The 23,926-nt window shown below is 71.0% G+C and carries 21 protein-coding genes and 1 pseudogene; 13 read left to right on the top strand and 9 right to left on the bottom strand.

Going from position 1 to position 23,926, the window contains the following annotated elements:
• Positions 1-10: 10 nt before the first annotated feature.
• Positions 11-766, bottom strand: a complete 756-nt coding sequence (locus tag CFK39_RS12640; RefSeq protein ID WP_089065756.1) for an IspD/TarI family cytidylyltransferase — start codon at positions 764-766, stop codon at positions 11-13.
• A gap of 143 nt (positions 767-909) precedes the next feature.
• Between CFK39_RS12640 and CFK39_RS12635 the strand changes: the two genes are divergently transcribed.
• Genes CFK39_RS12635 through ilvA form a run of 3 tightly spaced genes read left to right on the top strand, consistent with a single transcriptional unit; the run spans position 910 to position 3,085 of the window.
• On the top strand, positions 910-1,227 hold the full coding sequence (locus CFK39_RS12635) for a PTS sugar transporter subunit IIB (protein WP_089065755.1): 318 nt from the start codon (positions 910-912) through the stop codon (positions 1,225-1,227).
• Complete coding sequence (gene ispF / locus CFK39_RS12630) at positions 1,224-1,751, top strand: 2-C-methyl-D-erythritol 2,4-cyclodiphosphate synthase (protein ID WP_089065754.1); 528 nt, start codon at positions 1,224-1,226, stop codon at positions 1,749-1,751. The genes CFK39_RS12635 and ispF overlap by 4 nt, the downstream gene beginning before the upstream one ends.
• Positions 1,748-3,085 (top strand): threonine ammonia-lyase IlvA, encoded by a 1,338-nt coding sequence (gene ilvA / locus CFK39_RS12625; protein ID WP_245822609.1) that lies wholly within the window; start codon positions 1,748-1,750, stop codon positions 3,083-3,085. Before ispF ends, ilvA begins: the two co-directional genes overlap by 4 nt.
• A gap of 254 nt (positions 3,086-3,339) precedes the next feature.
• On the opposite strand, the gene galE is transcribed toward ilvA, so the two are convergent.
• Positions 3,340-4,338 (bottom strand): UDP-glucose 4-epimerase GalE, encoded by a 999-nt coding sequence (galE, locus tag CFK39_RS12620; RefSeq protein WP_089065753.1) that lies wholly within the window; start codon positions 4,336-4,338, stop codon positions 3,340-3,342.
• A gap of 90 nt (positions 4,339-4,428) precedes the next feature.
• Positions 4,429-5,889 (bottom strand): GuaB1 family IMP dehydrogenase-related protein, encoded by a 1,461-nt coding sequence (locus CFK39_RS12615; protein WP_089065752.1) that lies wholly within the window; start codon positions 5,887-5,889, stop codon positions 4,429-4,431.
• A 95-nt stretch (positions 5,890-5,984) separates the two neighbouring features.
• Between CFK39_RS12615 and CFK39_RS12610 the strand changes: the two genes are divergently transcribed.
• Entirely contained in the window at positions 5,985-8,165 is a 2,181-nt protein-coding gene (locus tag CFK39_RS12610; protein WP_089065751.1) for an LCP family protein, read from the top strand.
• A gap of 92 nt (positions 8,166-8,257) precedes the next feature.
• Here CFK39_RS12610 and CFK39_RS12605 read toward each other — a convergent pair whose 3' ends face one another.
• Positions 8,258-9,694 (bottom strand): mycothione reductase, encoded by a 1,437-nt coding sequence (locus CFK39_RS12605; protein ID WP_089065750.1) that lies wholly within the window; start codon positions 9,692-9,694, stop codon positions 8,258-8,260.
• Positions 9,695-9,786: 92 nt separating this feature from the next.
• Between CFK39_RS12605 and CFK39_RS12600 the strand changes: the two genes are divergently transcribed.
• From CFK39_RS12600 to CFK39_RS17195, 4 genes and pseudogenes are all read left to right on the top strand, one after another.
• The gene (locus tag CFK39_RS12600; protein WP_089065749.1) at positions 9,787-12,162 is read left to right on the top strand and encodes an excinuclease ABC subunit UvrA; all 2,376 of its coding nucleotides are present in this window, start codon (positions 9,787-9,789) and stop codon (positions 12,160-12,162) included.
• 49 nt (positions 12,163-12,211) lie between these two features.
• Entirely contained in the window at positions 12,212-13,291 is a 1,080-nt protein-coding gene (locus tag CFK39_RS12595) for a putative RNA methyltransferase (protein ID WP_245822607.1), read from the top strand.
• A pseudogene (locus CFK39_RS17200) lies at positions 13,198-13,416 on the top strand (HAD family hydrolase); the annotation flags it as partial. The gene CFK39_RS12595 and the pseudogene CFK39_RS17200, both read left to right, overlap by 94 nt.
• Before the next feature lie 215 nt (positions 13,417-13,631).
• On the top strand, positions 13,632-13,961 hold the full coding sequence (locus CFK39_RS17195) for an HAD hydrolase family protein (RefSeq protein WP_275094106.1): 330 nt from the start codon (positions 13,632-13,634) through the stop codon (positions 13,959-13,961).
• Between the two features lie 37 nt (positions 13,962-13,998).
• Here the strand turns inward: CFK39_RS17195 and CFK39_RS12585 are convergent, their stop codons facing one another.
• The 5 genes from CFK39_RS12585 to sucC all read right to left on the bottom strand — a co-directional run bounded on the left by CFK39_RS12585 (position 13,999) and on the right by sucC (position 19,056).
• Positions 13,999-14,817: a hypothetical protein gene (locus CFK39_RS12585; RefSeq protein ID WP_089065748.1), complete on the bottom strand. Its 819-nt coding sequence runs from the start codon at positions 14,815-14,817 to the stop codon at positions 13,999-14,001.
• Positions 14,818-14,980: 163 nt separating this feature from the next.
• On the bottom strand, positions 14,981-15,880 hold the full coding sequence (locus CFK39_RS12580) for a C40 family peptidase (protein WP_172805671.1): 900 nt from the start codon (positions 15,878-15,880) through the stop codon (positions 14,981-14,983).
• 189 nt (positions 15,881-16,069) lie between these two features.
• Positions 16,070-16,789 carry a metal-dependent transcriptional regulator gene (locus CFK39_RS12575; protein WP_089065746.1) on the bottom strand — a complete coding sequence of 240 codons (720 nt, stop codon included), beginning with the start codon at positions 16,787-16,789 and terminating at the stop codon, positions 16,070-16,072.
• Positions 16,790-16,983: 194 nt separating this feature from the next.
• The gene (sucD, locus tag CFK39_RS12570; protein WP_089065745.1) at positions 16,984-17,874 is read right to left on the bottom strand and encodes a succinate--CoA ligase subunit alpha; all 891 of its coding nucleotides are present in this window, start codon (positions 17,872-17,874) and stop codon (positions 16,984-16,986) included.
• A 12-nt stretch (positions 17,875-17,886) separates the two neighbouring features.
• Complete coding sequence (gene sucC, locus CFK39_RS12565) at positions 17,887-19,056, bottom strand: ADP-forming succinate--CoA ligase subunit beta (RefSeq protein WP_089066439.1); 1,170 nt, start codon at positions 19,054-19,056, stop codon at positions 17,887-17,889.
• Positions 19,057-19,291: 235 nt separating this feature from the next.
• Here sucC and CFK39_RS12560 point away from each other — a divergent pair, with 235 nt between their 5' ends.
• From CFK39_RS12560 to CFK39_RS12545, 5 genes are all read left to right on the top strand, one after another.
• The gene (locus CFK39_RS12560) at positions 19,292-19,627 is read left to right on the top strand and encodes a hypothetical protein (RefSeq protein WP_089065744.1); all 336 of its coding nucleotides are present in this window, start codon (positions 19,292-19,294) and stop codon (positions 19,625-19,627) included.
• A gap of 14 nt (positions 19,628-19,641) precedes the next feature.
• Positions 19,642-20,223, top strand: coding sequence for a hypothetical protein (locus CFK39_RS12555; protein WP_089065743.1), 582 nt, complete (start codon positions 19,642-19,644; stop codon positions 20,221-20,223).
• A gap of 162 nt (positions 20,224-20,385) precedes the next feature.
• On the top strand, positions 20,386-21,723 hold the full coding sequence (locus tag CFK39_RS17375) for a hypothetical protein (protein ID WP_338027677.1): 1,338 nt from the start codon (positions 20,386-20,388) through the stop codon (positions 21,721-21,723).
• Positions 21,666-23,480, top strand: coding sequence for a multicopper oxidase domain-containing protein (locus CFK39_RS17370; RefSeq protein ID WP_338027676.1), 1,815 nt, complete (start codon positions 21,666-21,668; stop codon positions 23,478-23,480). Before CFK39_RS17375 ends, CFK39_RS17370 begins: the two co-directional genes overlap by 58 nt.
• Before the next feature lie 29 nt (positions 23,481-23,509).
• Positions 23,510-23,926: a VOC family protein gene (locus tag CFK39_RS12545; protein WP_089066438.1), complete on the top strand. Its 417-nt coding sequence runs from the start codon at positions 23,510-23,512 to the stop codon at positions 23,924-23,926.

Below are 23,926 nucleotides of genomic sequence, written 5' to 3'. Positions count from 1 at the left end.
CGGCCCCTCCTCACCCTGACCTCAAACCTAGCGCGCTGACCACGTCCTGTGCCAGGAGCAGGTCCTGTGCATAGGTGATCTTGAAATTGGTCTCCTCGCCGCGGACCCAGGTCACGGGGATATCGGTGTACTCCTCGGCGCAGGAGGCAGTATCGGTGCCCACGAAGTCGGCGCGCGCGGCAGACTCATAGGCGTCCAGGATCGTCGCGGCGTGGAAGCCCTGCGGGGTCTGCACCCGCACCAGGGCGTGCCGATGGTGCCGGGAGCTCCCCGAGAGAGCATCGCCCCGCCCGGCCGCGGCGATGTCCGTGGCAGGGATGCCGGGAACGGCGCCCCCGGTCTCCCGGGCGGCGTGCAGCACCGCCGAGACCAGCCCGCGGGAGACCAGCGGGCGGGCGGCGTCATGGATGAGCACGGTGTCGATGGCCCCGCTGTCGATGCGGTCGGCGAGGTGCCGCAGGGCGAGCAGCTCGGACTCCTGGCGGGTCTCTCCCCCGGTGATGATCTCCAGCGGGGAGTCCGTCTCCCGGGCATCCACGAAGCGTGCATGCTCGAGGTCGTCGGGGCGGACCACGAAGACGAGGATCCCGATGCCTTCGACGGCGGAGAGCGTGTTCAGGCCCCAGGCCGCGATGCTGCGCCCGGCCAACGGCAGGAACGCCTTGTTGATCCCGGCCCCCACGCGGGTGCCCGACCCACCGGCGAGCACCACGCCGGCAGCCCGGCCATGCAGGCGGGTGTGGCGGGCGCGGCGGGGCTGGGTCACGCGGGCAATCGTAGACGCCCCCGCCCCTCTCGTGGATCGCCCAGCAGGGACGTGAGAGAATCTACCCTCGCCGGTGCCGTTGCTGCGCAGCAGCGCAGCAGATCGGCGCACAGACCCCACACCACCACAGTCCAGGAGATCGAATGCTCACCATCGCCATCGTGTGCGGCGCAGGAATCGCCACCTCCGCACTGATCGCGGAGCAGGTGCGCGACCACATCGCTTCCCGCGGCCGCGAGGCGCACGTCGTCCAGGCCACCGTGATGGATCTGCTCTCGGCAGATTTCCACGCCGACCTGGTGATCAGCACCGTGAACCTCCCGGACGCCCTCGGGATCCCGCAGATCTCCGGGATGCCGCTGCTGCTGGGAACGAACCCGCAGGTCACCTACGACGACATCGATCGGCTGCTGGCACGGATCGATGCCGAGGGCACCGGGTCCGGGAACCAGCAGCGATGACCGCGCCCGCCCCGGCACCGCTGCCCCGGACCGGCATCGGGGTGGACGTGCACGCCTTCGCCCCGACCGGCACCGCTCGTGAGCTATGGGTGGCGGGGCTGCGCTGGGAGGGGGAACCGGGGCTGGTCGGCCACTCCGACGCCGACGTCGCCTGCCACGCCGCCTGCGACGCCCTCTTCTCCGCTGCCGGGATCGGCGACCTCGGCTCCCATTTCGGGGTGGATCAGCCGGAATGGGCCGGAGCCTCCGGTGCGCGGCTGCTGGGCGAAGCGGCTCGCCGGGTGCAGGCGGCCGGATTCCGGATCGGCAACATCTCGGTGCAGGTGATCGGCAACCGCCCGCGGCTGTCCCGACGCCGCGACGAGGCCTGCGCCGCGATGAGCGAGGCCGCCGGAGCACCGGTCACGGTCTCCGGCAGCACCACCGACGCCCTGGGGCTCACCGGTCGCGGCGAAGGTGTGGCCGCGATAGCGACGGCCCTGGTCATCACCCGTGCCGAGTCCATCGAGGAGGGAACAACGTGAGGGAACCGACGACGACGGAGACCGTGCAGGCTGCGGACCTGCCGGTGCGAGCCCCCGACATCGAGACAGCCGCGGAGCGGCTCGCCCCGGTGCTGCGGCGCACCCCGCTCCAGCTCAGCGAACGGCTGAGCGAGCTGGCCGGGGTGCCGGTGTGGCTCAAGCGGGAAGATCTGCAGTCGGTGCGCTCGTACAAGCTGCGCGGCGCCCATCTCTTCCTCGACTCTCTCGATCAGACGGCGCGGGAGGCGGGCGTGGTCGCGGCGAGCGCGGGCAACCACGCCCAGGGCGTCGCCCAGGCCTGCAGGGCGCTCGGCATCCGCGGGCGCATCTACGTGCCCGGCACCACGCCACGCCAGAAGCGCGAACGGATCACCGCGATCGGCGGCGAGCTGGTCGAGCTGATCCTGATCGGCGACACCTTCGATGACGCCGCCGAGGCTGCGGCCGACGACGCCGAGCGCACCGGCGCCACGCAGGTCCCTCCCTTCGACCACCCGCTGATCATGGCCGGTCAGGGCACCGTCGCCCTCGAGGCGGCGGAGCAGTTGCGCACCGAGCACGGCCGCGAGATGGGCACGATGGTGGTGCCGGTCGGCGGCGGCGGGCTGCTGGGAGGCTGTGGGGCCTGGCTGCGGGAGCGCAGCCCCTCCACCCGGATCGTCGGGGTCGAGCCGGCCGGGGCGGTCTCGATGGCCGCTGCGGTGCGGGCCGGGCGCCCGGTCACCCTCCACGAGATGGACCGCTTCGTCGACGGGGCCGCCGTGCGCCGGGTCGGCACCGGACCGCTGCGGATGGTCCAGGCCATCCACCCCGAGCTGATCTCGGTGGAGGAAGGGGCGGTCTGCACCGAGATGCTCGAGCTCTACCAGGTCGAGGGGATCATCGCCGAGCCCGCCGGCGCGCTGACCGCGACCGCGGTCGCGATCGGCGCGATCGAGCACCTCGGCCGGGCCGGGCACGACGCCACCGATCCCGCGGAGGAGACCGGCGACGTGGTGGTGGTCGTCTCCGGCGGCAACAACGACGTCTCGCGGTACAACGAGATCGTGGAGCGCTCCCTCGTGCACGAGGGTCTCAAGCACTACTTCCTGGTCACCTTCCCGCAGGAGCCGGGTGCGCTGCGCCGCTTCCTGGACCGGGTGCTGGGCCCGGACGACGACATCGTGCTGTTCGACTACATCAAGCGCAACAACCGCGAGGCCGGCCCGGCCCTGGTCGGTCTCGAGATCGGTGACCGCGAGGATCTCGAACCGCTGATGGCGCGGATGGCCGCCTCGAACATGGAGATCGAGCGGGTGGATCCCGAGGATCCGATCTACCGCTACCTCACCTGAGCCGACCTCCGTCCGGCACGCGCCCCGCGTGCTCTGCGGCCCGGGGCACCCGCGTGACTCGCAGCACGGGTGCCCCATTGCATCCACTGGCGCTGAGCCAGCAGGTAAGTCCCTGTACAGGCCTCCGTGCTGGCTGAGCGCCAGTAGATGCACCCGTCGCTCGACACGGAGGACGCGACACGGCCCCGGCCGAGACGCGGGCCCCGGCAGGGATGCGGGGCCCGGCAGGGATGCGGGCCCCGCCGATGCGCCGCTCAGGCCTCCGGGTAGGCCTCGACGTCGGGGGTGATCCCGGCTGCGCGCGCCTCGACCGCGGAGCGGACGATGTCGTCCAGGCCGTGCTCGGACTTCCAGCCGAGGGTCCGGGCGATACGGTCGCCGGAGCAGATCAGTCGCGCCGGGTCCCCGGCGCGCGCCGGCCCGATCTCGGGGGTGATCTCGATGCCCTTGGCGCGAGCGATCGCGTCGATCACCTCGAGCACGCTGGAGCCCTCACCGGTGCCGACGTTGAAGGCGCGATGCGGGCGCTCCTCACCGCGCAGGTAGTCCAGCGCGGCGATATGGGCATGGGCGAGATCGAGGACGTGCACGTAGTCGCGGATGCAGGTGCCGTCGGGCGTGTCGTAGCCGTCCCCGAAGACCACCGGCGCCAGCCCCCGCTCGAGCCGGTCCAGCACGATCGGCACCAGGTTCATCACCGCGGTGTCCGCCAGTTCGGGCCAGCCGGCCCCGGCGACGTTGAAGTAGCGCAGGGCGACGGTGCGCATGTCATGGGCGCGCTCGGCATCGGCGAGCATCCACTCCCCCACGTACTTGGTCGCGCCATAGGGGTTGATGGGCTGCGGGGCGAGGTCCTCGGTGACGAGGTCGACGTCGGGCATGCCGTACACGGCGGCCGAGGAGGAGAACACGATGTCGCGGACCTCGGCCTGCGAGCAGGCGGCCAGCACATTGGCGAGACCGCCGATGTTGTCGTGCCAGTACATCTCCGGCTTCTCCACGGACTCGCCCACCTGCTTGTGGGAGGCGAAATGGATCACGGAATCGACGCCCGAGGCCTGCATCTGGAAGGCGAGCCTCTCACGCGCCTCGGGGAGGGTCACGTCGAGCTCGATCAGCTCCGCGCCCTCGGTGCGGCTGCGCAGGCCCGTGGAGAGGTTGTCGACCACCACCACCTCCTGCCCCTGCTCCAGGAGGAGTCGCACCACGTGCGATCCGATGTATCCAGCGCCGCCGATCACAAGAGTCGTCATGAGGTGATCGTACCCGGGGCAGAGGGGTCGTCGTCCCGCCGCCGGCACCGGAACGGTGGCGACCGCCGGGCGGATCGTGCTCGCACGGATTCAGCTCCAGGAGCTGGAGACCGGCCGTCCCTCGTTGTATCCGGCCGCCCCCTGCAGACCGATCACGGACCGCTCCCGGAACTCGGCCGTGTCCGCGGCTCCCGCATAGGTGTAGGAGGAGCGGACGCCTGCGGTGATCTCGTCGAGCAGGTCCTCCACTCCGCCCTTCCCCTCTGCGAGGTACATCCGCGAGGTGGAGATGCCCTCCTCGAACAGGCCCTTGCGGGCGCGGGCGAAGGCGTCCTCGTGCGCGGTGCGGTGGGAGACCGCTCGCTTGGAGGCCATGCCGAAGGACTCCTTGAAGCGTCGGCCGCTCTCGTCGGTCCGCATCTGGCCGGGAGATTCGTAGGTGCCGGCGAACCAGGAGCCGATCATCACGTTGGAGGCGCCGGCGGCGAGGGCGAGCGCGACATCGCGGGGGTGGCGCACTCCCCCATCGGCCCAGACGCTCCCGCCGAGGCGGCGGGCCTCGGCCGCGCACTCGAGCACGGCGGAGAACTGGGGACGCCCCACCCCGGTCATCATCCGGGTGGTGCACATCGCGCCCGGCCCGACGCCGACCTTGACGATGTCGGCGCCGGCCTCGATCAGCTCCCGGGTGCCCTCGCCGGTGACGATGTTGCCCGCCGCGAGCCTCACGGCAGTGCCCTCGCGGGGCCCCAGCGCCTCACGCGCGGCCCGCAGCGCCTGCAGCATCTTGTCCTGGTGGCCGTGGGCGGTGTCGAGCACGATCACGTCGGCGCCGACCTCGACCAGTTCACGCACCCGGGCGGCGACATCGGCGTTGACGCCGACGGCGACCGCGATGCGGAGCCGGCCCTCGGCGTCCGTGGCAGGGCGGTAGATGGTCGAGCGCAGCACGCCGGTGGCGGTGAGGACGCCGCGCAGCGCGCCGTCCTCATCCACGACGACGGCCGCATCGTGGTGGGTCGCGGCGATGCGGGCATGCAGCTGTGCGGGATCGACCGTGAGATCCTCCGGCCGCAGGACGGGCACATCCTCGCTGAGCACCTCCCCCACCTCGGAGAAGGAGTCGCGCCCGGCGATCTCCTCCGCGGAGACGGTGCCCAGCGGACGGCGCTGCTCGTCGATCACCACGACGATGCTGTGGGGACGCTTGGGCAGCAGGTCCGCGGCCTGGCCGAGGGTGCCGGAGACGGTGAGGGTCAGCGGATGATCGACCAGCAGGTCACGGGACTTCACCGAGCGGACGATCGAGTCGGTCCGCTCCGGGGAGAGGTCCTGGGGGAGCACGGCGAGGCCACCGCGACGGGCCATCACCTCCGCCATCCGCCGCCCGGTCACGGCGGTCATGTTCGCCGCGATCAGCGGGATCGTGGTGCCCGAACCGTCATCGCTGCTGAGGTCGACGTCGAAGCGGGAGGTGATCGCCGAACGGTTCGGCAGGAAGAAGCAGTCGTCGTAGGTGAGGTCGGTCAACGGGGTGTGGATCAGACGCATGCCTCCAGGATACGGATCCGTCCCCGCCGCACCTCCACGACCTCCTCACAGGTCGCGGTATGACGATGGGTGCTCGTGAATCTAGGATGGGGCATATGACGGACCACTCCTCGGACTCCCGCCGCAGACGCCGTCGGTCCGGCAGACACCAGCAGCCGGCCCGGCGACCTGCCTCGCCGCCGCTGCCACCGGACGAAGCACGACGGAACCGGGATGCCGCTTTCGGCACGACCGGAGAGAAGCGCACCTGGCCCGGGGGCAGTCCTGCCTCCGCTCCGTCCGCACCCTCGCCGTCTGCAGCTGCACCCTCGCCGTCCGAGCCCTCCCCCTCCGCGCCGCGCGCCGCCCACCGTTCCTCCGACGAGGGCGAGTCGTACCCCGAGCAGTCGGAGACGCGCGCTCGCGGCCGCCGTGCCGCGTTCCCGCTCGAGCAGCTCTCGCAGTCCTCCACCGCCCCGGAGGGCGGCGCCTCCGCCGCTGCCCGGTCCGATGAGGCCGAGAGCAACGATCAGGTCGGCGGCTCCGCCGGCGCGGCGCCCGCTCCGCGCGGTCGCCGCCGGGCGGCTCCGGCGACCGGGCACGCCGCCGACCAGCAGGATGTGTGGGCGACGAGCTCCCCGCAGAGCCCGGCCACCCCGGTGCCCGGGCGGACGGGCTCCGCCGCTGCAGCCGCTGCGGACCCCGTCGCCGAGACCGACGCCACCGCTGCTGGTGCGGCCGAGGCCGAGGCGGATTCCGGGTCGCTGCCCATGGTCGCCTTCTGGACCGTGCTGACTTCCCTCCTGCCCGGGTCCGGCCTGGTCACCACCCGGCTGCGCCGTCTCGGCTGGGCCCTGCTGGCGGTGCTGCTGCTGATCCTCGTCGGCATCGGAGCCTTCCTGCTGATCGGCGATCCGCTGCGCACCGGCGCGATGCTGGCGACCAAGCGCGGGGTCCTGATCGGGGCGATGATCGCCGTCGGTGTGGTGGGCATCGTCTGGGCCCTGCAGATCGTGCTGGCGAACCTCGCGCATTCCCGTCGGGAGCGGCTCGCCGGTGCGAAGCGCTACCTGGCGCTGGCGCTCGCGGCGCTGATGGTGATCGCGGTGGCGGTGCCGGCGGCTCGCGGGGTCCAATCGCTGTGGGCGCTGCAGGGGCTGTTCGGCTCCCGGACCGTGTTCGGCGGCGGCGAGGGCGGGCATCATCCCTTCACCTCCGGCAAGGATCCGTGGGCGGATGCCGGGCGGGTCAACATCATGCTGCTGGGCCAGGACGCCGGCGCAGACCGCACCGGCACCCGGCCGGACACCATCATGGTCGCGTCGATCGATACGGCCAGCGGCCGCACCGCGCTGTTCTCCATCCCGCGCAACCTCGAGAAGGTCCAGTTCCCCGAGGACACCCCGCCCGCCGAGGTGTTCCCGGACGGCTTCGACTACTTCGGGAAGAACCAGAGCCTGATCAACGCGGTCTGGACCTGGGCGGAGGATCGCCCGGACCTGTTCCCGAACGACCCCGAGCCCGGGCTGACCGCGACGCGCTGGGCCGTCGAGGAGACCCTCGGGCTCGACATGGACTACTACGCGATGGTGAACCTGCAGGGCTTCGAGGACCTCGTGAACGCCCTGGGCGGCGTGGACCTGGTCGTCGAGCGGCGGATCCCGATCGGCGGCGGGGCGAGCAAGATCGACGGCTACATCGAGCCCGGGCTGCAGAAGCTCGACGGCTTCCATGCGCTCTGGTACGCCCGGTCCCGCGAGGGCTCCAACGACTTCAACCGCATGTGCCGTCAGCAGCGCATCGTGCGCGCCGTGACCGAGGAGGCCGACCCCACCACGCTCGCCTTCTCGATCCCCCGGCTGGTCGATGCCACCGAGGCGAACATCCAGACGAACATCCCGGTGAAGAACCTGGACGCCTTCGTGGATCTCGCGCTGCGGATCAAGGACGCCGGGTTCACGTCCTACCCGATCACGCAGGACGTCACCTTCTCCGGGAACCCCGACTACGAGTATCTCGAGGAGTGGGTCCAGGCCTCGATCGAGGACTCGATGGAGCAGGAGGCGCCGGAGTCCGTGCTCGGGGAGACCGAGCCGGGGTCCACCGACCCCGCCGAGACCGGGGACGCGCCGGAGGAGAGCGGCGGCAGCGGGGACGACGAGCAGGAGTCCACCGAGGGCACGACCACCGAGGAGGAGAGCTCGACGGACGACTCCGGCCAGGCCGAGGAGTCCACCCCGGCCCCCGAGATCGAGCAGGATCCGCTGAAGTCCTGCCTCCCCGGTCACGAGGAATGAGCTGAACGCGGACGGCGCGGCCCCGATCACCTGCGGGTGGTCGGGGCCGCGCCATCTCCGGGCTCCCTCGGACGGGCCGCCGGGCCCGCCGGTCAGGGCACGAGCTGCAGCAGTGCGTTCTCGATCAGCTCGGGCATGGCCGGATGGATCCAGTACTGGGTGGTGGCGATGTCCCGGGCGGTCTGCCCGGTGCTCATCGCCTGGATCAGCTGCTGGATGAGGGTGGTGGCCTCGGCGCCGATCAGATGCGCGCCGAGGATCTCGGTGGTCTGCGCATCGATGATGATCTTCGCGAAGCCGGTGGTGTCCTCGAGCGCCCAGCCGTAGGCGATCGAGGCATACTCCTGGACCGCGACCCGCACCTCCCGTCCGCTGCGCCGAGCCGCCTCCTCGTCCATCCCGACCCAGGCGACCTGCGGATGGCTGAACACGCCGCTGGGCACCGGCATGGTGTCGCTGCGACGCAGCTGCTCGGGATGCAGGATGTTGTGCCGCACGATCCGCTGCTCATGGTTGGCGACGTGCTTGAGCTGATGCGCGCTGGAGAGGTCGCCGAAGGCCCACAGGCCCTCGAGCACCTCCCCGTCGCCGAGCACGCGCTGGTGGGCATCCACCTCCACCCTGCCGTCTGCGGCGGTGTCGATCCCTGCGGCGGCGACGTCCAGCAGGTCGGAGTTGGGGCGTCGGCCGACGGCGACCAGCAGCTCCTCGGCCCGGATCAGCACCTCGGCGCCGTCCTGCTCACCGCGCAGCTCGATGCCGTCGCCGGTGCGGCGGACGGAGGTGGTGGACAGCCCCTTCTCCAACCGGAGCCGCTGCTCGAGGATCTCGGTGAGCCGGGCGGAGACGTCCGCGTCCGCACTGCTGAGCACCTGCTGGGACCGGGCGATCAGGGTGACCTCCACGCCGAGGGAGGCGAAGATGTGCGCCATCTCCACCGCGATCACTCCGGAGCCGAGGATCGCGAGCGAGGCCGGCAGCTGCTCGACCCGCATGATGGTGTCGGAGGTGTGCGGTGCCGCCTCGGCCAGGCCGTCGATCGACGGGAGCACGGGGCGGGAGCCGGCGCCGAGCACGATGGTGTCGGCGCTGATCGTCCGGTCCGCACCTTCGCTGCCGTCGTTCCCGGTCACCTGCAGGGTCTTCGGGCCCACGAAGCGGGCGGTCCCGCGCAGCAGGGTGAGGTTCGCATTGTCCTCGTGGTCGCGGCGGTACTCCTCGCCACCCACGGAGATCGCATCGATGCGGCCGAAGATGCGGTCCCGGATCGCCGGCCAGTCCACGTGCCGCAGCTGCTCGGTGAGCCCGAAGCGGGCGGAGTCGGCGGGGGTGTGGGCGAGGTCCGCGGTATGCACGAACATCTTCGTCGGGATGCATCCGAGGTTGATGCAGGTGCCTCCGAAGACCTGGTCGGGGCCCACCCCGCGATCGATCTGCACGATGCTGCGACCGGCGAACTCGGGACCCGGGAAGGAGTTCGCGGAGCCGGAGCCGATCAGGGCGATGTCAAAATGCGTCGTTTCGGTCACCGGCCCAGGCTAGCCCGGGCCGTGGCAGCCGGTGGCAGAATGTTCCCGACGTGGGACGCACCGTGCCACGCCGCACGCCGAGGAGCCGCCCGATGTCCGCTTCCGCCCATCCGGCCGACACCCACGATCTGATCAGGGTGCGCGGCGCCCGCGCGAACAATCTCCGCAATATCTCCCTTGACCTGCCCAAACGTCGATTGACGGTCTTCACCGGCGTGTCCGGGTCCGGGAAGAGCTCGCTCGTCTTCCACACCATCGCTGCGGAGTCGCAGCGGATGATCAACGAGACCTACAGCTCCTTCGTGCAGGGTTTCATGGCCACGCTCGCGCGCCCCGACGTGGATGAGCTGCAGGGGCTGACCACTGCCATCATCGTGGACCAGGAGCGGATGGGCGCCAACGTGCGCTCCACCGTCGGCACCGTCACCGACGCCAACGCGTATCTGCGCGCCCTGTTCTCCTCGCTCGCGCAGCCGCATGTCGGCGGCCCCGGCGCCTACTCCTTCAACGTCCCCAGCGTCACCGCCGCCGGAGCGATGACCGTGCAGAAGGGCGCGAAGGCCCTCGCGAAGAGGACGACCTTCTCCCGGGTGGGCGGGATGTGCCCGCGCTGCGAGGGCATGGGGCACATCTCCGATGTGGATCTCACCGAGCTGTACGACGAGAACCTGTCGCTGGACGAGGGCCCGTTCACGATCCCGAACTACGTCCCCGGCGGCTGGTTCGTGAAGATCTTCGCCTCCAGCGGCTTCTTCCCCGCGGACCGGCCCATCCGGTCCTTCACCGAGCGCCAGCTCCACGACTTCCTGTACAAGGAGCCCACCAAGGTGAAGATCGACGGGGTGAACATGACCTACGAGGGTCTGCTCCCGAAGATCCAGAAATCCATGCTCAGCAAGGATCGGGACGCCATGCAGCCCCATGTGCGGGCCTTCGTGGACCGGGCGGTGAAGTTCGTGACCTGCCCCGACTGCGAGGGCACCCGCCTGGCGGAGCACGCCCGCAGCTCACAGATCGACGGGGTCTCGATCGCCGAGGTCACCGCCTGGCAGATCACCGATCTGGCGGACTGGGTCGAGACCCTGCGTGCCCGCCGCCACGGACCGACCGTCGCACCGCTGCTGACGAACCTCTCCGCCCTGCTGAGCTCCTTCGTGCAGATCGGCCTCGGCTATCTCAGCCTGGACCGCCCCTCGGGCACCCTCTCCGGCGGGGAGTCCCAGCGCACCCGGATGATCCGCCATCTCGGGTCCGCCCTGACGGACGTCACCTACGTCTTCGACGAGCCGACGATCGGGCTGCACCCCCATGACATCGCCACCATGAACCAGCTGCTGCTGGCACTGCGGGACAAGGGCAACACGGTGCTGGTGGTCGAGCACAAGCCCGAGACGATCACGATCGCCGATCACGTCGTCGACCTGGGCCCGCGCGCCGGCATCCAGGGCGGCGAGCTGCAGTACGAGGGCGATGTGGCCGGGCTGCGCGCCTCGGACACCCTCACCGGCCGCCACCTGGACCGCCGGGTGAGGCTGAAGGACCAGGTGCGTGAGGCGAGCGGCGTCCTGGAGATCCGCGGCGCGGATCGGCACAACCTTCGCGAGGTCGACGTCGACATCCCGCTGGGGGTGCTGACCGTGGTCACCGGGGTGGCGGGCTCCGGGAAGAGCTCCCTCATCCACGCCTCGATGCCGAAGGAAGCCGGGGTGATCGTGGTGGATCAGAACGCCATCCGCGGGTCCCGGCGCTCGAATCCTGCCACCTACACGGGGCTGCTCGACCCGATCCGCAAGGCGTTCGCCCGAGCGTGCGGTGTCAAGCCCGCCCTCTTCTCGAACAACTCCGAGGGGGCGTGCCCGGTCTGCCGGGGTGCCGGCGTCATCTTCACCGAGCTCGGCTTCATGGAGACCGTCCAGACAGTGTGCGAGGAGTGCGAGGGCCGTCGCTTCCGGGCCGACGTGCTCGAGCACACCTTCGGCGGGAGGAACATCGCCGAGGTGCTCTCCCTGTCCGTCGCCGAGGCACAGGCGCTGTTCTCCGCCGAGGGGACCCGGGTCCCGGCTGCGGCGACGCTGCTGGGCCGGATGGATGATGTGGGGCTCGGCTATCTCACCATCGGCCAACCCCTGACCACTCTCTCCGGTGGTGAGCGCCAGCGCTTGAAGCTCGCCACCCACATGGGTGACGAGGGCGGGATCTACGTGCTCGACGAGCCCACCACCGGTCTGCACCTGGCCGATGTGGACCAGCTGCTGGGCCTGCTGGACCGCCTGGTCGATGCCGGGAAGACGGTGATCGTCATCGAGCACCATCAAGCGGTGATGGCCCACGCCGATCACCTCATCGATCTGGGACCCGGCGCGGGCACCGACGGCGGCCGCCTCGTCTTCGAAGGCTCCCCCGCCGAGCTCGTCGCCGACGCCTCGACCCTCACCGGGAAGCATCTGAAGGAGTACCTCGGCACGTGAACTCCGCCGCGCGAGGCGGGCCGGCCCGACCAGACGTACCCTGGCAGGTGTGACCCGCCCTGCCCCTGCCGCTCTGACCTCCTGGCTCGAGGCACTGCAGTGCCCGCACTGCCGTCACCTGCTCAGGCTCGGCGAGCGCAGACTGACCTGCTCGTCAGGCCACAGCTTCGACCTGGCACGAGCCGGATATGTCTCCCTGCTCACCGGCGCTCCGGCGACCAGCGCGGATGACGACGACATGGCTCGGGCGCGGGACAGCTTCCTGGCCACCGGCGCCTATGCACCGCTGCGCGAGGCGCTCGGCGAGCTCGCCCCGGAGACCGCCCGAAGGATTCTCGACATCGGCGGCGGCACCGGGTACTACCTCGCCGGACTGCTGGACGAGCTGGAGTCGGCCCGCGGTCTGGTCATCGACACCTCGGTGCGGGCGCTGCGCTTCGCCGCTCGCGCTCATGAGCGGGCCGCCGCAGCGGCCTTCGACGTCTTCACCCGCTTCCCTCTCGCCGACGGATCGGTGGATCTGGTGCTGGACGTGTTCGCTCCGCGCAATCCCTCGGAGTTCGCTCGCGTACTGGCACCGGGCGGTCACCTGCTGGTGGTGCGACCGGCGGTGGATCATCTCGCCGAGCTCCGCGCCGCTGTCGCCGGGATGGTGGGTCTGGACCCGCGCAAGGAGGAGCGGCTGCATGCCGTGCTGGATCCCCTGTTCACGACGGAGGCGGTGCGGGAGGTGCGCTTCCCGCTGGCGGTCTCCGCCCAGTCCGCTCAGGACCTGGTGGCGATGACCCGAGCGCCCGGCACGTGGCACCGCAGGTCCTCGAGGAGCTGTCGGAGGGGACCGTCACCGTCTCAGTGGTGGCGAGCCTCCACCGGCGGCGCTGACCACCCGCCGCTTCCCCGGGCCGGATCCCCCGGTGATGCCCAGCCCCCGTCACCTATCCTGGAGGGTCCGAGAACATCAGGGAAGAGGGAGCGTCCGTGGCAGATCGCCGCTGCGTATTCATCGATTTCGACGGCACCTTCGCGCATCGCGGGGTGGCCCCGCGCGCACATGCGGAGGCCGTCCACCGGGCGCGTGCGAGGGGGCACGTGGTGCTGCTGTGCACCGGTCGCCCGGCCTCGATCGTAGCCCCCGAGGTCGCGGCCCTGTTCGACGGGGTGGTGGCCTCCGCCGGCGGCTGGATCCAGGTCGGAGGTCAGCTGCTGCAGGATCAGCGCTTCCCCGTGGAGCTGGGTCGGCGCGCCGTCGAGGTGCTGCAGCAGCACGACATCCCCTTCAGCCTCGAGACCCCGGAGGCACTGCTGTGCACCCCGCGCTCCGCCGCCGAGCTGCGGGCCCGGGTGCGCCCTCCGCTGCCCGAGGACGGTGTGGGCAACGGACTGCAGGATCTGCTCGATGCGGTCGTCCTGCCGAGGACCTGGCTGCGGAGTCGTTCGCGAAGATCTCTCTGTGGGGATCCCCGATACGGGTGGAGCAGCTGGCCGGCGAGATCGGGCCCGAAGTGGGGGCGCTGCCCAACTCGATCACCGATGACGTCAGCTCCGGCGAGCTGCACCTGGTCTCGGTCGACAAGGCCGACGGGGTGCAGGTGGTCGCCGAGCACCTGGGCATGGACCATGCCTCGACGGTGGGCATCGGCGACGGCATGAACGATCTGGGGATGCTGCGCGCCGCCGGCACCGCGATCGCTGTCGCGGGCGCTCCGGCCGCGGTGCTCGAGGCGGCGGGCGGCGTGAGCGTCCCCGGCCCGCAGCAGCACGGCATCGTCACCGCCTTCGAGCGCCTCGGACTGCTCTGAGCTCTTCTGCTGCGGCGGCGTCCGCGGCGAACGGGGCTCAGCGCCGGTGCAGGCCCATCAGCACCACTCCGGCCGCTGCCACCAGTGCCCCGGCACCCAGCAGGATCACTCCCTGCGGCAACATCGCGGCCTGGAACCGACTCTCGAACTCCTGGACGATCGGGCCCAGGAAGGCCACCTGGTCCACGGCGTCGGGCACGACGGTCTCGATCCGGGCGGCGAGCCACCACACCCCGGCTCCGGCCAGGATCCCTCCCAGCCCGGCCAGCGCGAGCAGGGTGCGGCGGTGCGCGCCGAGGACCAGTGCGAGAAGCAGGAGTGCGAGTGCGGCAGGGCCGGCCCAGTGCGCCCAGGGGGTCACGGCGGACAGTGCGGTCAGCAGCGGGAGATCGGGAACGGTGGCCAGGGTGATGGTGGTGTCCTCCGGGCGGGGGATGTCGATCGGGAGGCGCTCCTCCACCGGGGTGAGGATCCGGTCGATCGCAGGAGCCAGGTCGACGTCGAGCCCGGAGGCGCCCGGGGTGAACAGGGCATGATGCAGCTCAGCCATCGACGCTCCCCAGATCGTCCCGTAGACGTCGGTGCCGGTGAGCTCCGCGGCCTGCTCCTCGGCCAAGGGCGTCAGCTGCTCCTGGATCCAGCCCGGGACGGCGTCGCCGCCGAGGATCTCCTCGACCGCGCTGTCGCTCAGCATGCGCTGGAACTCGGGATCATCGGCCAGGGGCACAGTGATGGCCAGGAAGCCGTCTTCTGCGACCACGTTGTCGTGGATCCAGGTGGCCGGCAGCCAGAGGGCTCCGAGCACGGTGGCGCCCAGCAGCAGGGCGAGGGCGAGGAGGTCTCGGGCGGTGGTCACGCGCCTACGCTACCGGGAGCGTGCCCCGCGGGCATCCGCCCCGGGTCTGGTCGGACTATGAGGTCATGCGCAATGCGGCGGTCGCCCGGGGCGTGAAGGTGGACGCGGAATGGGAGCGGCCCCGCCCCACGTGTCGTGGGCGGGGCCGTCGTGGCGTGCGGACTCAGCCGACGCGGATGAAGGTCCAGCTGCCGGAGTAGATGTTGCGCTCGGAGGTGTCCACGCGGGAGTTGCCGGCGTCGACGAACTGGTTCCCGCCCGCGTAGATGCCGATGTGGCCGGGCTTGTAGACCAGGTCGCCGGGCTGCGCCTGCGAGCGCGGGATCACGGTACCGGCGGCGGCCTGGCCGGCGGCGCCGCGGGGCAGGTTGATGCCGTGCTGGGCGTAGACCCACTGCACGAAGCCGGAGCAGTCCCAGCCCGAGGTGGAGGTGCCGCCGTAGACGTACGGGGTGCCGACGCCGGAGCGTGCGGTGGCGAGGATCGAGCTGCCCTTGGCGGCGGACGGCGCCGGGGCGGACTTCTGCTTCTGCGAATCCTCGGACGACGACGACGACGAGGAGGAGGAAGAAGAAGAAGACGAGGACTGCTGGGAGGAGGAGTCGTCCTGGTCGTTGTCGCGGCTGGAGCGATCTGCGGAGCGCGAGGAGCCCTCGTCCTGGCGGGTCTCGGTGCCCTGGTCGTCCTGCTGCTCGGCCTCGCGCTCAGCGGCGGCGCGCTCGGCGGCCTCACGCTCGGCGGCCTCGGCGGCAGCGATCTCCTCCTCCGTGGGGCCGACCTCGATGGAGATGGCCCCGGCGGCGGGAGCGAGGGCGGGCTCCGCATCCTCGGTGGCGGACTCGGCGGCGGGGATGCCGACAGCGGGCGCAACGGCAGGAGCGATCACCGAAGGAGCGGCCTCGGCCTGCGGGGCATCGGCCTGGGTCTCCGCCGTGGCGGCAGAGGCGCCGCCGAACAGCATCGCCGCGGCCATGGCGGCTCCGGCGCCCGCACGGCCCGCACGGGCGGCAGGGGTCACGGCGCGCGCGGTGCGACGGTGGGTGTGGTTCGCAGTCTTCGACACGTATGGCTCCCAGCCCCAGGACAATGCCCTCGCGCGTGTGGACGTCTCGCCTCCCGCTCCGGTGCGCGACGGGGCTCTCCGGTGGGAATGCCGCAACTCTTCTCGCCGCGGCACGCCCTCGAGACTAGGCGGTGGACGCCCGGAAAGTCAGGGTGACTGGAAGGTTCTGGAAAGAGCTTGACGGAGCCTTTACCCGGCCGCGAGCGCTGTCACATGGAGCTGGTCGGCGACGACCTCGGTCACTGCGACCTCTCCCCCCTCGGGACCGGTCAGCATGATGCTGCCACCCACCCGCTCCACGTCCAACTCTGCGCCCGGAACAATGCCGTGACGTGCAAGTTCGCCGAGCAGTTCGACATCACTCTGCACCCGCTCACCGATCCGGGCCAGTCGCACCCGGAGGCTCTGGCCGTCGGCGACACTCTCGCTCAGCTCGCGGCACGGATTGGACGGGTCTTTACCTTCCGCGGTGGCCTGGGTCTCCTTGATCCCCAGCGCGGCGAGGCCCGGGATCGGGTTGCCGTAGGGGTCCAGGTACGGGGGCGAGACCTGCTGCGCGATGCGCTTCTCGACCTCGAGGCTCATCACGTGCTCCCAACGGCAGGCCTCCTCATGGACGTGGGCGTAGTCCAGCCCGATCACGTCCAGCAGATGCCGCTCCGCCAGGCGGTGCTTGCGCATCACGTCGGTCGCGACCTCGGAGCCCTCGTCGGTGAGCCGGATGCGTCGCTGGTCGTCGAGGTACAGCAGCCCGTCGCGCTCCATCCGCGCGACCGTCTGGGAGACCGTGGGTCCCGAATGGCCCAGCCGCTCGGCGATCCGGGCTCGCATGGGAGCGATGCCGGCCTCGTGGAGCTCGAACACCGTCTTCAGATACATCTCCGTGGTGTCGATGAGATCTCCGGACACAGGTCCCCTCCTTGGTCGGGCGCACAACGGGCTCCGGTCAGCTTAGTCGGCGCCGCGGAGGTGCACCCGAGGTTTCGCCCTCGGCGTCGACCTCGACAGCCTGTCAGGAACGCACAGCGCCCCGGATCCGCAGGGGATCCGGGGCGCTGCGCGTCGGTGACGGTCTCAGCCGCCGATGCCGTGAGGGTCGTCGCTCAGGCCTGAGCCCTGATGATCTCGCGCATCAGATCGGCGGCCTCGGTGGGGGTCTTGCCCACCTTGACGCCGGCGGCCTCGAGGGCCTCCTTCTTGGCCTGCGCGGTGCCCGCGGAGCCGGAGACGATGGCACCGGCGTGGCCCATGGTCTTGCCCTCGGGGGCGGTAAAGCCCGCGACGTAGCCGACGACCGGCTTGGTCACGTGCGCCTTGATGTACTCGGCCGCCCGCTCCTCGGCGTCGCCGCCGATCTCACCGATCATCACGATGCCGGCGGTGTCCGGATCGTTCTCGAACGCCTCGAGCGCATCGATGTGGGTGGTGCCGATGACCGGGTCACCACCGATACCGATGGCGGTGGTGAAGCCGATGTCGGCCAGCTCGTACATCATCTGGTAGGTCAGGGTGCCGGACTTGGAGACCAGGCCCAGCTTGCCCGCGCCGGTGATGTTCGAGGGAGTGATGCCCGCATTGGACTTGCCGGGGCTGATCAGGCCCGGGCAGTTCGGGCCGATGATGCGGGTGGCGCCCTTGGCCTGCGAGTAGTTGAAGAACTCGGCAGAGTCCTTGACCGGGATGCCCTCGGTGATGATCACCAGGAGCTCGATCTCGGCATCGATCGCCTCGATCGCGGCGCTCTTGGCGAACTTCGGCGGCACGAACACCACCGAGACGTTCGCGCCGGTGGCCTCCATGGCCTCGGCGACGGTCCCGAAGACCGGGACCTCCGCGCCGTCCTCGAAGGTGACGGACTGGCCGGCCTTGCGCGGGTTCACGCCGCCGACGATGTTGGTGCCCGAGGCGAGCATGCGCTGGGAGTGCTTCATGCCCTCCGAGCCCGTCATGCCCTGGACGATGACCTTGCTGTTCTCATCGAGAAAGATAGACATGTCGGGTGCTGCTCACTTTCCTGCGGCGGCGAGCTCGGCGACCTTCGCGGCGCCGCCGTCCATGGTGTCGGCCTGGGTGACGAGGGGATGGGCGAAGTCCGCGAGGATCGCGCGGCCCGCTTCGACGTTGTTCCCGTCGAGGCGGACCACGAGCGGCTTGGTCGCGGTGTCCCCGAGCTTCTTCAGGGCACCGACGATGCCGTTGGCGACCGCGTCGCAGGCGGTGATGCCGCCGAAGACGTTGACGAACACGGCGGAGACCTGCTCGTCGCCGAGGATGACGTCGAGGCCGTTGGCCATCACCTCGGCGGAGGCGCCGCCACCGATGTCGAGGAAGTTCGCGGGCTTGACGCTGTGCTTCTCCCCGGCGTAGGCGACCACGTCGAGGGTGGACATGACCAGTCCCGCGCCGTTGCCGATGATGCCGACCTGGCCGTCGAGCTTGACGTAGTTGAGGTCCAGCGCCTTGGCCTTGGTCTCCAGCGGGTCCTCGGAGGTGACGTCGACGAGCGCGGCATGATCCTCGTGCCGGAACTCGGCGTTGTCGTCGAGGGTGATCTTGCCGTCCAGGGCGACGATGTCCCCGGCGCCGGTCTTGACCAGCGGGTTCACCTCGACCAGCGTGGCATCTTCGTTCTTGTAGACATCCCAGAGCTTCTCCAGCACAGGGGCGACCTTCGCGCCGGTCTCGGCATCGAACTTGGCGGTCTCGACGATCTCCTTCGCCTTGGCCGCATCGATCCCGACCGTGGGGTCGACAGCAACGCGGGCGAGCGCCTCGGGGCGCTCGACGGCGAGCTGCTCGATCTCCATGCCGCCCTCGACGGAGCACATGGCGAGGTAGTTGCGGTTCGCTCGGTCCAGCAGCAGCGAGAAGTAGTACTCCTCGGCGATGTCGGCTCCGGCCGCGATCATCACGCGGTGGACCGTGTGGCCCTTGATGTCCATACCGAGGATCTCGGAGGCCTTCTGCTCCGCCTCCTCGGGGGACTTGGCGATCTTGACGCCGCCGGCCTTGCCGCGCCCACCGGTCTTCACCTGGGCCTTGACGACGACGACCGGGGTGCCGAGCTTCTCTGCTCCGGCCTTGGCAGTTGCCGGATCCTCCGCGACGACTCCTCCGAGCACGGGTACGCCGTGCTTCTCGAAGAGATCGCGGGCCTGGTACTCATACAGGTCCACGGGGTGCATTTCCTCTCGATGTCGGCAGTGGGCGGCAGGCCGCACTGGCCTCGATGCCACCCCTGGGAACACGGTCAGGGTATCGCTTCCGGCTCGCTGGTCGAGACACGAGGTCCGGGGTGCGGGGAGTCTCACTGCCGACCTCGTCCCTGCGGGGCGCGGCCCGGCCCGCCCGACCGGCACGTCGGGGCGGCGGCTGAGGGGCGCGCCCAGGTGCGGCGACTACGATGGCGGGATGAGTCGACGACCCCGCAGCCTGGTCCAGCGCGTGCGTGATCACATCGGGTTCAGTGTGATCGCGATCGGTGTGCTGTTCATCGTGCTGCGCCTGCTCGGAGTGCGCTCGACGTTCGCCGGTTTCGTCCTGTCCGTGGTGATCACCCTGGGACTGAACGTGGGGCTGTCCTACTACAACGAGCACCGGGCGAGGAATCCGCGTCCGCAGCGACAGCCGCGAAGCGGGGGCGACATCCGCTTCCGCGAGGACGACCGCCGCCACGACCCCCGTGATGTCGAGATCCGTGAGCGCGCGGAGCAGCGCCACCGCGGACCGCGCGACGAGAACCGCTGAGGCGAGGAGACGCCATGGCCGACTGGAAGACCTATGCGAAGGCCGCGCGGAACACTGCACGCAAGCAGGCCCCCGAGGCGAAGGATGCCGCCCGGCGCGCATCCGGGCAGGCGAGCGCCTATGTGCGCGCTGCCGGGAAGGCGATCGACGAGGGCAACCGCCCGCGCGAGGCGCCGCCGAGCACGGTTCGTGACGGCGACGGCCGGGAGCGGGGCGGCCCACGACCCGAAGCGGACCGCCGGACGGCAGACCCCCGGCCCCGGTCCTCAGGGACTGCCACGGCGCCGCGCCCGAGCGTGGACCACGAGCGGCTGGGCAAGGACGCCGCGGCCTACTACACCGTGGCCAGTCGGCGCGTGGCCTCGGTGAACATCGTCCCGCGGGTCATGCGGGCCCTGCGGGACGCGCTGCTGATCGGGCTCTCCCTCGTCGTGATCTGGGGAGTCCTCGCCGCTGCCGGGATCCCGATCCCCTTCACCACGGTGCTGATCATCGTCGGGCTGATCGTGGCGGTGAGCTTCGGCGGCGGACTGTACGCCCAGTGGAAGCGCTCGCGCACGGCACTCGACGCGACCGAGGACCCGCGCGACCGCTGACACGCCCCACCCGGGTGACGGCGCGGCGAGAGATCGCGCGGGGATCGTGCGAGGACTTTCGCCGCGTACGCGGGACTGTGCCCGGTCGTACTCTGGGACCGTCCCTGTCCGTGTCCCGACCTGGTGCCCGTCGCCCCGGCCGGGGCTCCGTCCGAGGTGGTCATGACCGCGTCTCCCTCCCCCGCCGCAGCTTCGTCGTCCCCGCAGCGCCCCTCCCGCGCGGGAGGGACGCCCGGCGGTCGCGACGCGTGGCACCGCCGGGCCTCGCGTCCGGTGATGTGGTGGATGGCGGCATTGGTCGTGGTGGTGCTGATTCATCGGTGGATCCCGCAATCACGCTGGCTGCTGGTGCACATGGTCACGCTGGGGCTGATCACGACCTCGATCATGGTGTGGGGGCAGCACTTCGCCGAGGCGCTGCTGAAGACCCGTCTCGGTGAGGAGTCGCGCCCGCGGCAGGTGCGCCGGATCCAGCTGCTGAGCGTGGGAGTGCTGGTGACGATCCTGGGGATGCTGCCCGCCTGGCCCTGGGTGGTGGTGCTCGGTGCGCTGCTGGTCTCCGCGGCGCTGGTCTGGTACGCCGCAGCGCTGGGCACGCAGGTGCGGACGGCGCTGGCGCCGCGCTTCGAGTTCACGGTCAAGGCCTACATCGCCGCCGCCTGCCTGATCCCGGTCGGGGCGACGCTCGGCGCGCTGATGGCGTTCAGCCCGGGCGAGCCCTGGCAGGGACGCCTGCTGCTGGCGCACCAGCTCGTGAACATCCTGGGCTTCGTGGGTGTGACCGTGACCAGCACCCTGCTGACGCTGTGGCCGACGGTGCTGCGCACCCGGATCGAGCTGGGCGTCGCGAAGCGGGCCGGCGGCGGCCTGCTGGGCATGCTGCTGTCCGTGCTGGGAGCCACTGCCGGTGCGCTCCTCGGCTCGACGCTGCTGGGCTGCGCGTTCCTGATCGCCTACCTGGGTTCCTTCACCTGGGTGGCGGTCACCCTGGTGCGTCTCGGGATCCGTTCGGCCCGCCAGGACCGGCGGGTCCCGCTGCCGCTGTTCCCGGTGCTCTCGATCGCGGTCGGGGTCGCTTGGTTCGCGGTGACCGTCCTGGGACTGCTGGTGGTGTGGTGGCGTGCGGCCGATGAACAGCTCTCCAGCGCCCTGGCGGCCGCGGACGTCCAGCAGCTCACCGTGCCCTTCGTCGCCGGGTTCCTGCTGCAGGTGCTGTTCGGGGCGATGAGCTACCTGCTCCCGGTGACGTTGCGGGGCGGTCCGCGCTCGACGACCGCGGCGCTCGCGGCCATGAGCCGGTTCGCCGTTCTGCGCGTGGTCACCTACAACCTGGTGCTGACGCTGTTCGTGCTCGCCGGGATCGGGGCACCGGTGCCGGGGCGCTGTTCTCCGCCCTCACGTTCGGCACGGCGGAGGTGGCTTCCTTCGGTTCGCTCTCACGGGTGGCGCTGTCGACGCTGGCCTTCCTCGTGCTGGTCTCGTTCCCGGTGCTGCTGGTGACCGCGGTCCGGGCCAGTGCGAAGCATCGCCGGACCGATCTGCCGACTCCCCCCGCCCCTCCGGCGCCGGGCACCGGAGACGGTGCGCGGACGGCTCTGCCGCTGGGCGGCTCCCGGACGGGCAGCGGCACAACTGTGCCGGTCGGGCGCCCCGCCGACGCCGGAGCCGCCCAGCCCGGCGCGGCTCCGGCGCGGGCCGAGGCATCCGGCGCCGCAGCACCTGAGGCTGCGGCGGCGGGCACCGCCGCCTCCCGCGCTCCCGCCGCCCCTGCCCGGACGGCCGCTGCCCCGGGCTCCCGCCCGAACAGCCCCGCGAAGGACCGTCCGGAGATGCGCCCGGGGAGCATGGATCGGCGCGCGCTCACCAGCACCCTGCTCGCTCTCGGCTCCGTGCTCGGGGTGACGGCGCTGGGTGCCGCGCTGGATCGTGCTCAGGGTTCGCTGCCGGACGGGACCGACCGCGGCGGGGTCCTGCCCGGCGCCGGCGCTGTCACCCCGACCGGGCAGACCACCACGATCGAGGTGAGCATGGCCGATATGCGCTTCCGGCCCGATGTGCTCGAGGTGCCGGCCGGGAACACACTGGTGATCGAGCTGGCCAATGACGACCCCCATGACGTCCACGACCTCGTGCTCGCCTCCGGCGTCAGCTCGGGCAGGTTGCAGCCCGGTGCGAGCACCACCGTGGAGGCCGGGGTGATCTCCCATGATCTCGAGGGCTGGTGCTCGATCGTCGGCCATCGGGCGATGGGGATGACCCTCTCCGTCACCGCCACGGGTGCCGGTCCCTCCGCGGCGGGGGCGGAGCCCTCCACCGGCTCTGGCGGCATCGACGAGCTCTCGCGCGTCCCGCTGGATCTGCAGGCCGCGCCGGGCGCCGGATATCAGGTGCGAGATGCACGCCTGCCTGCGGCCTCCGGCTCCGAGCAGCGGGTGCGCTTCGAGGTCACCGACGTCGCCGCCGAGATCGCGCCAGGCGTGCTCATGGACGCGATGACCTACAACGGCACGGTGGTGGGTCCGGTCCTCCGCTCCGAGCTGGGATCGCGCCTCACAGTGGACCTGGTGAACAACAGCGCGATGGGGCATTCGCTGGATCTGCACGCGGGCCGCATCGCCCCCGACGAGGCGATGCGCACGATCCCGCCCGGCGACTCGCTCGAATACGCGATCACCACGGACTACTCCGGGATCTGGCTCTACCACTGCGCGACGATGCCGATGTCGGTCCATATGGCCGCCGGCATGGCGGGCGCACTGATCGTGCCCCCGGTGGGTTCGGCCGAGGTGGATCGCGAGTACGTCCTGGTCCAGTCCGAGCACTATCTGGTCCCCGACGGCGCCCCCGGCTCCGAGGCCGTGATCCATGAGGGCGCCCATCCCGTGAGTCCGGCGAAGATCGCGGCCGAGCGCCCGGATGCGACCGTGTTCAACGGGCACGCGAACCAGTACGTGCACTCCCCCCTCCAGGCCCGTGTCGGGGAGCGGGTGCGGCTGTGGGTGCTCGCGGCCGGCCCCTCCCGCGGGATCTCCTTCCACGTGGTGGGCGGGGTGTTCGACACCGTGTTCAAGGAGGGCGAGTACCTGCTGCGCCCGGAGGCGGAGACCCGCGGCGGGGCGCAGGCGCTGGACCTGGCTGCGGCGCAGGGCGGGTTCGTCGAGCTGGTCTTCGACGAGCCCGGCACCTACACCGCGGTCAACCACTCCTTTGTGGACCTGGAGCGCGGAGCCCGTGCACTGATCGAGGTGACCGCGTGAGCTGGCCGCCGCTCGGGCAGCATCGCCCCATGACCGACGTGCCGCGCAGCTCCGGGCTGCACCACCTCGAGCTGTGGACCCCCGACCTCGGTGTCGCCGAGCCCGCCTGGGACTGGTTGTTGACCACCCTGGAGTGGAGGCGAGAACGGGTCGAGGGCTGGGAGCTGGGTCGCATCTGGCGGCACCTCGATGAGTCCTATCTCGTGCTCGAGCAGTCCGAGGACGTGCTCGGGGCTCGGGCCGAGCGACGCTCACCGGGGATGAACCACCTCGCGCTGCGGGTCGCCGACCGGACTGTTCTCGAGGAGATCCGGGCGGAAGCCCCGGGGCGCGGGTGGCGGGAGCTGTTCGCCGACCGGTACCCGCACGCCGGTGGGGAGGACCATGTGGCGTGGTACGCCGAGGACCCCCACGGCATCGAGGTGGAGCTCGTCGCCGCCGGCTGA

Origin of the sequence: Brachybacterium avium, from assembly GCF_002216795.1 — a bacterium.
In the GTDB taxonomy this organism is placed as follows: domain Bacteria; phylum Actinomycetota; class Actinomycetes; order Actinomycetales; family Dermabacteraceae; genus Brachybacterium; species Brachybacterium avium.
Note: the sequence above shows the minus strand (reverse complement) of the source record. Positions and strands in the feature narration are given on the sequence as shown.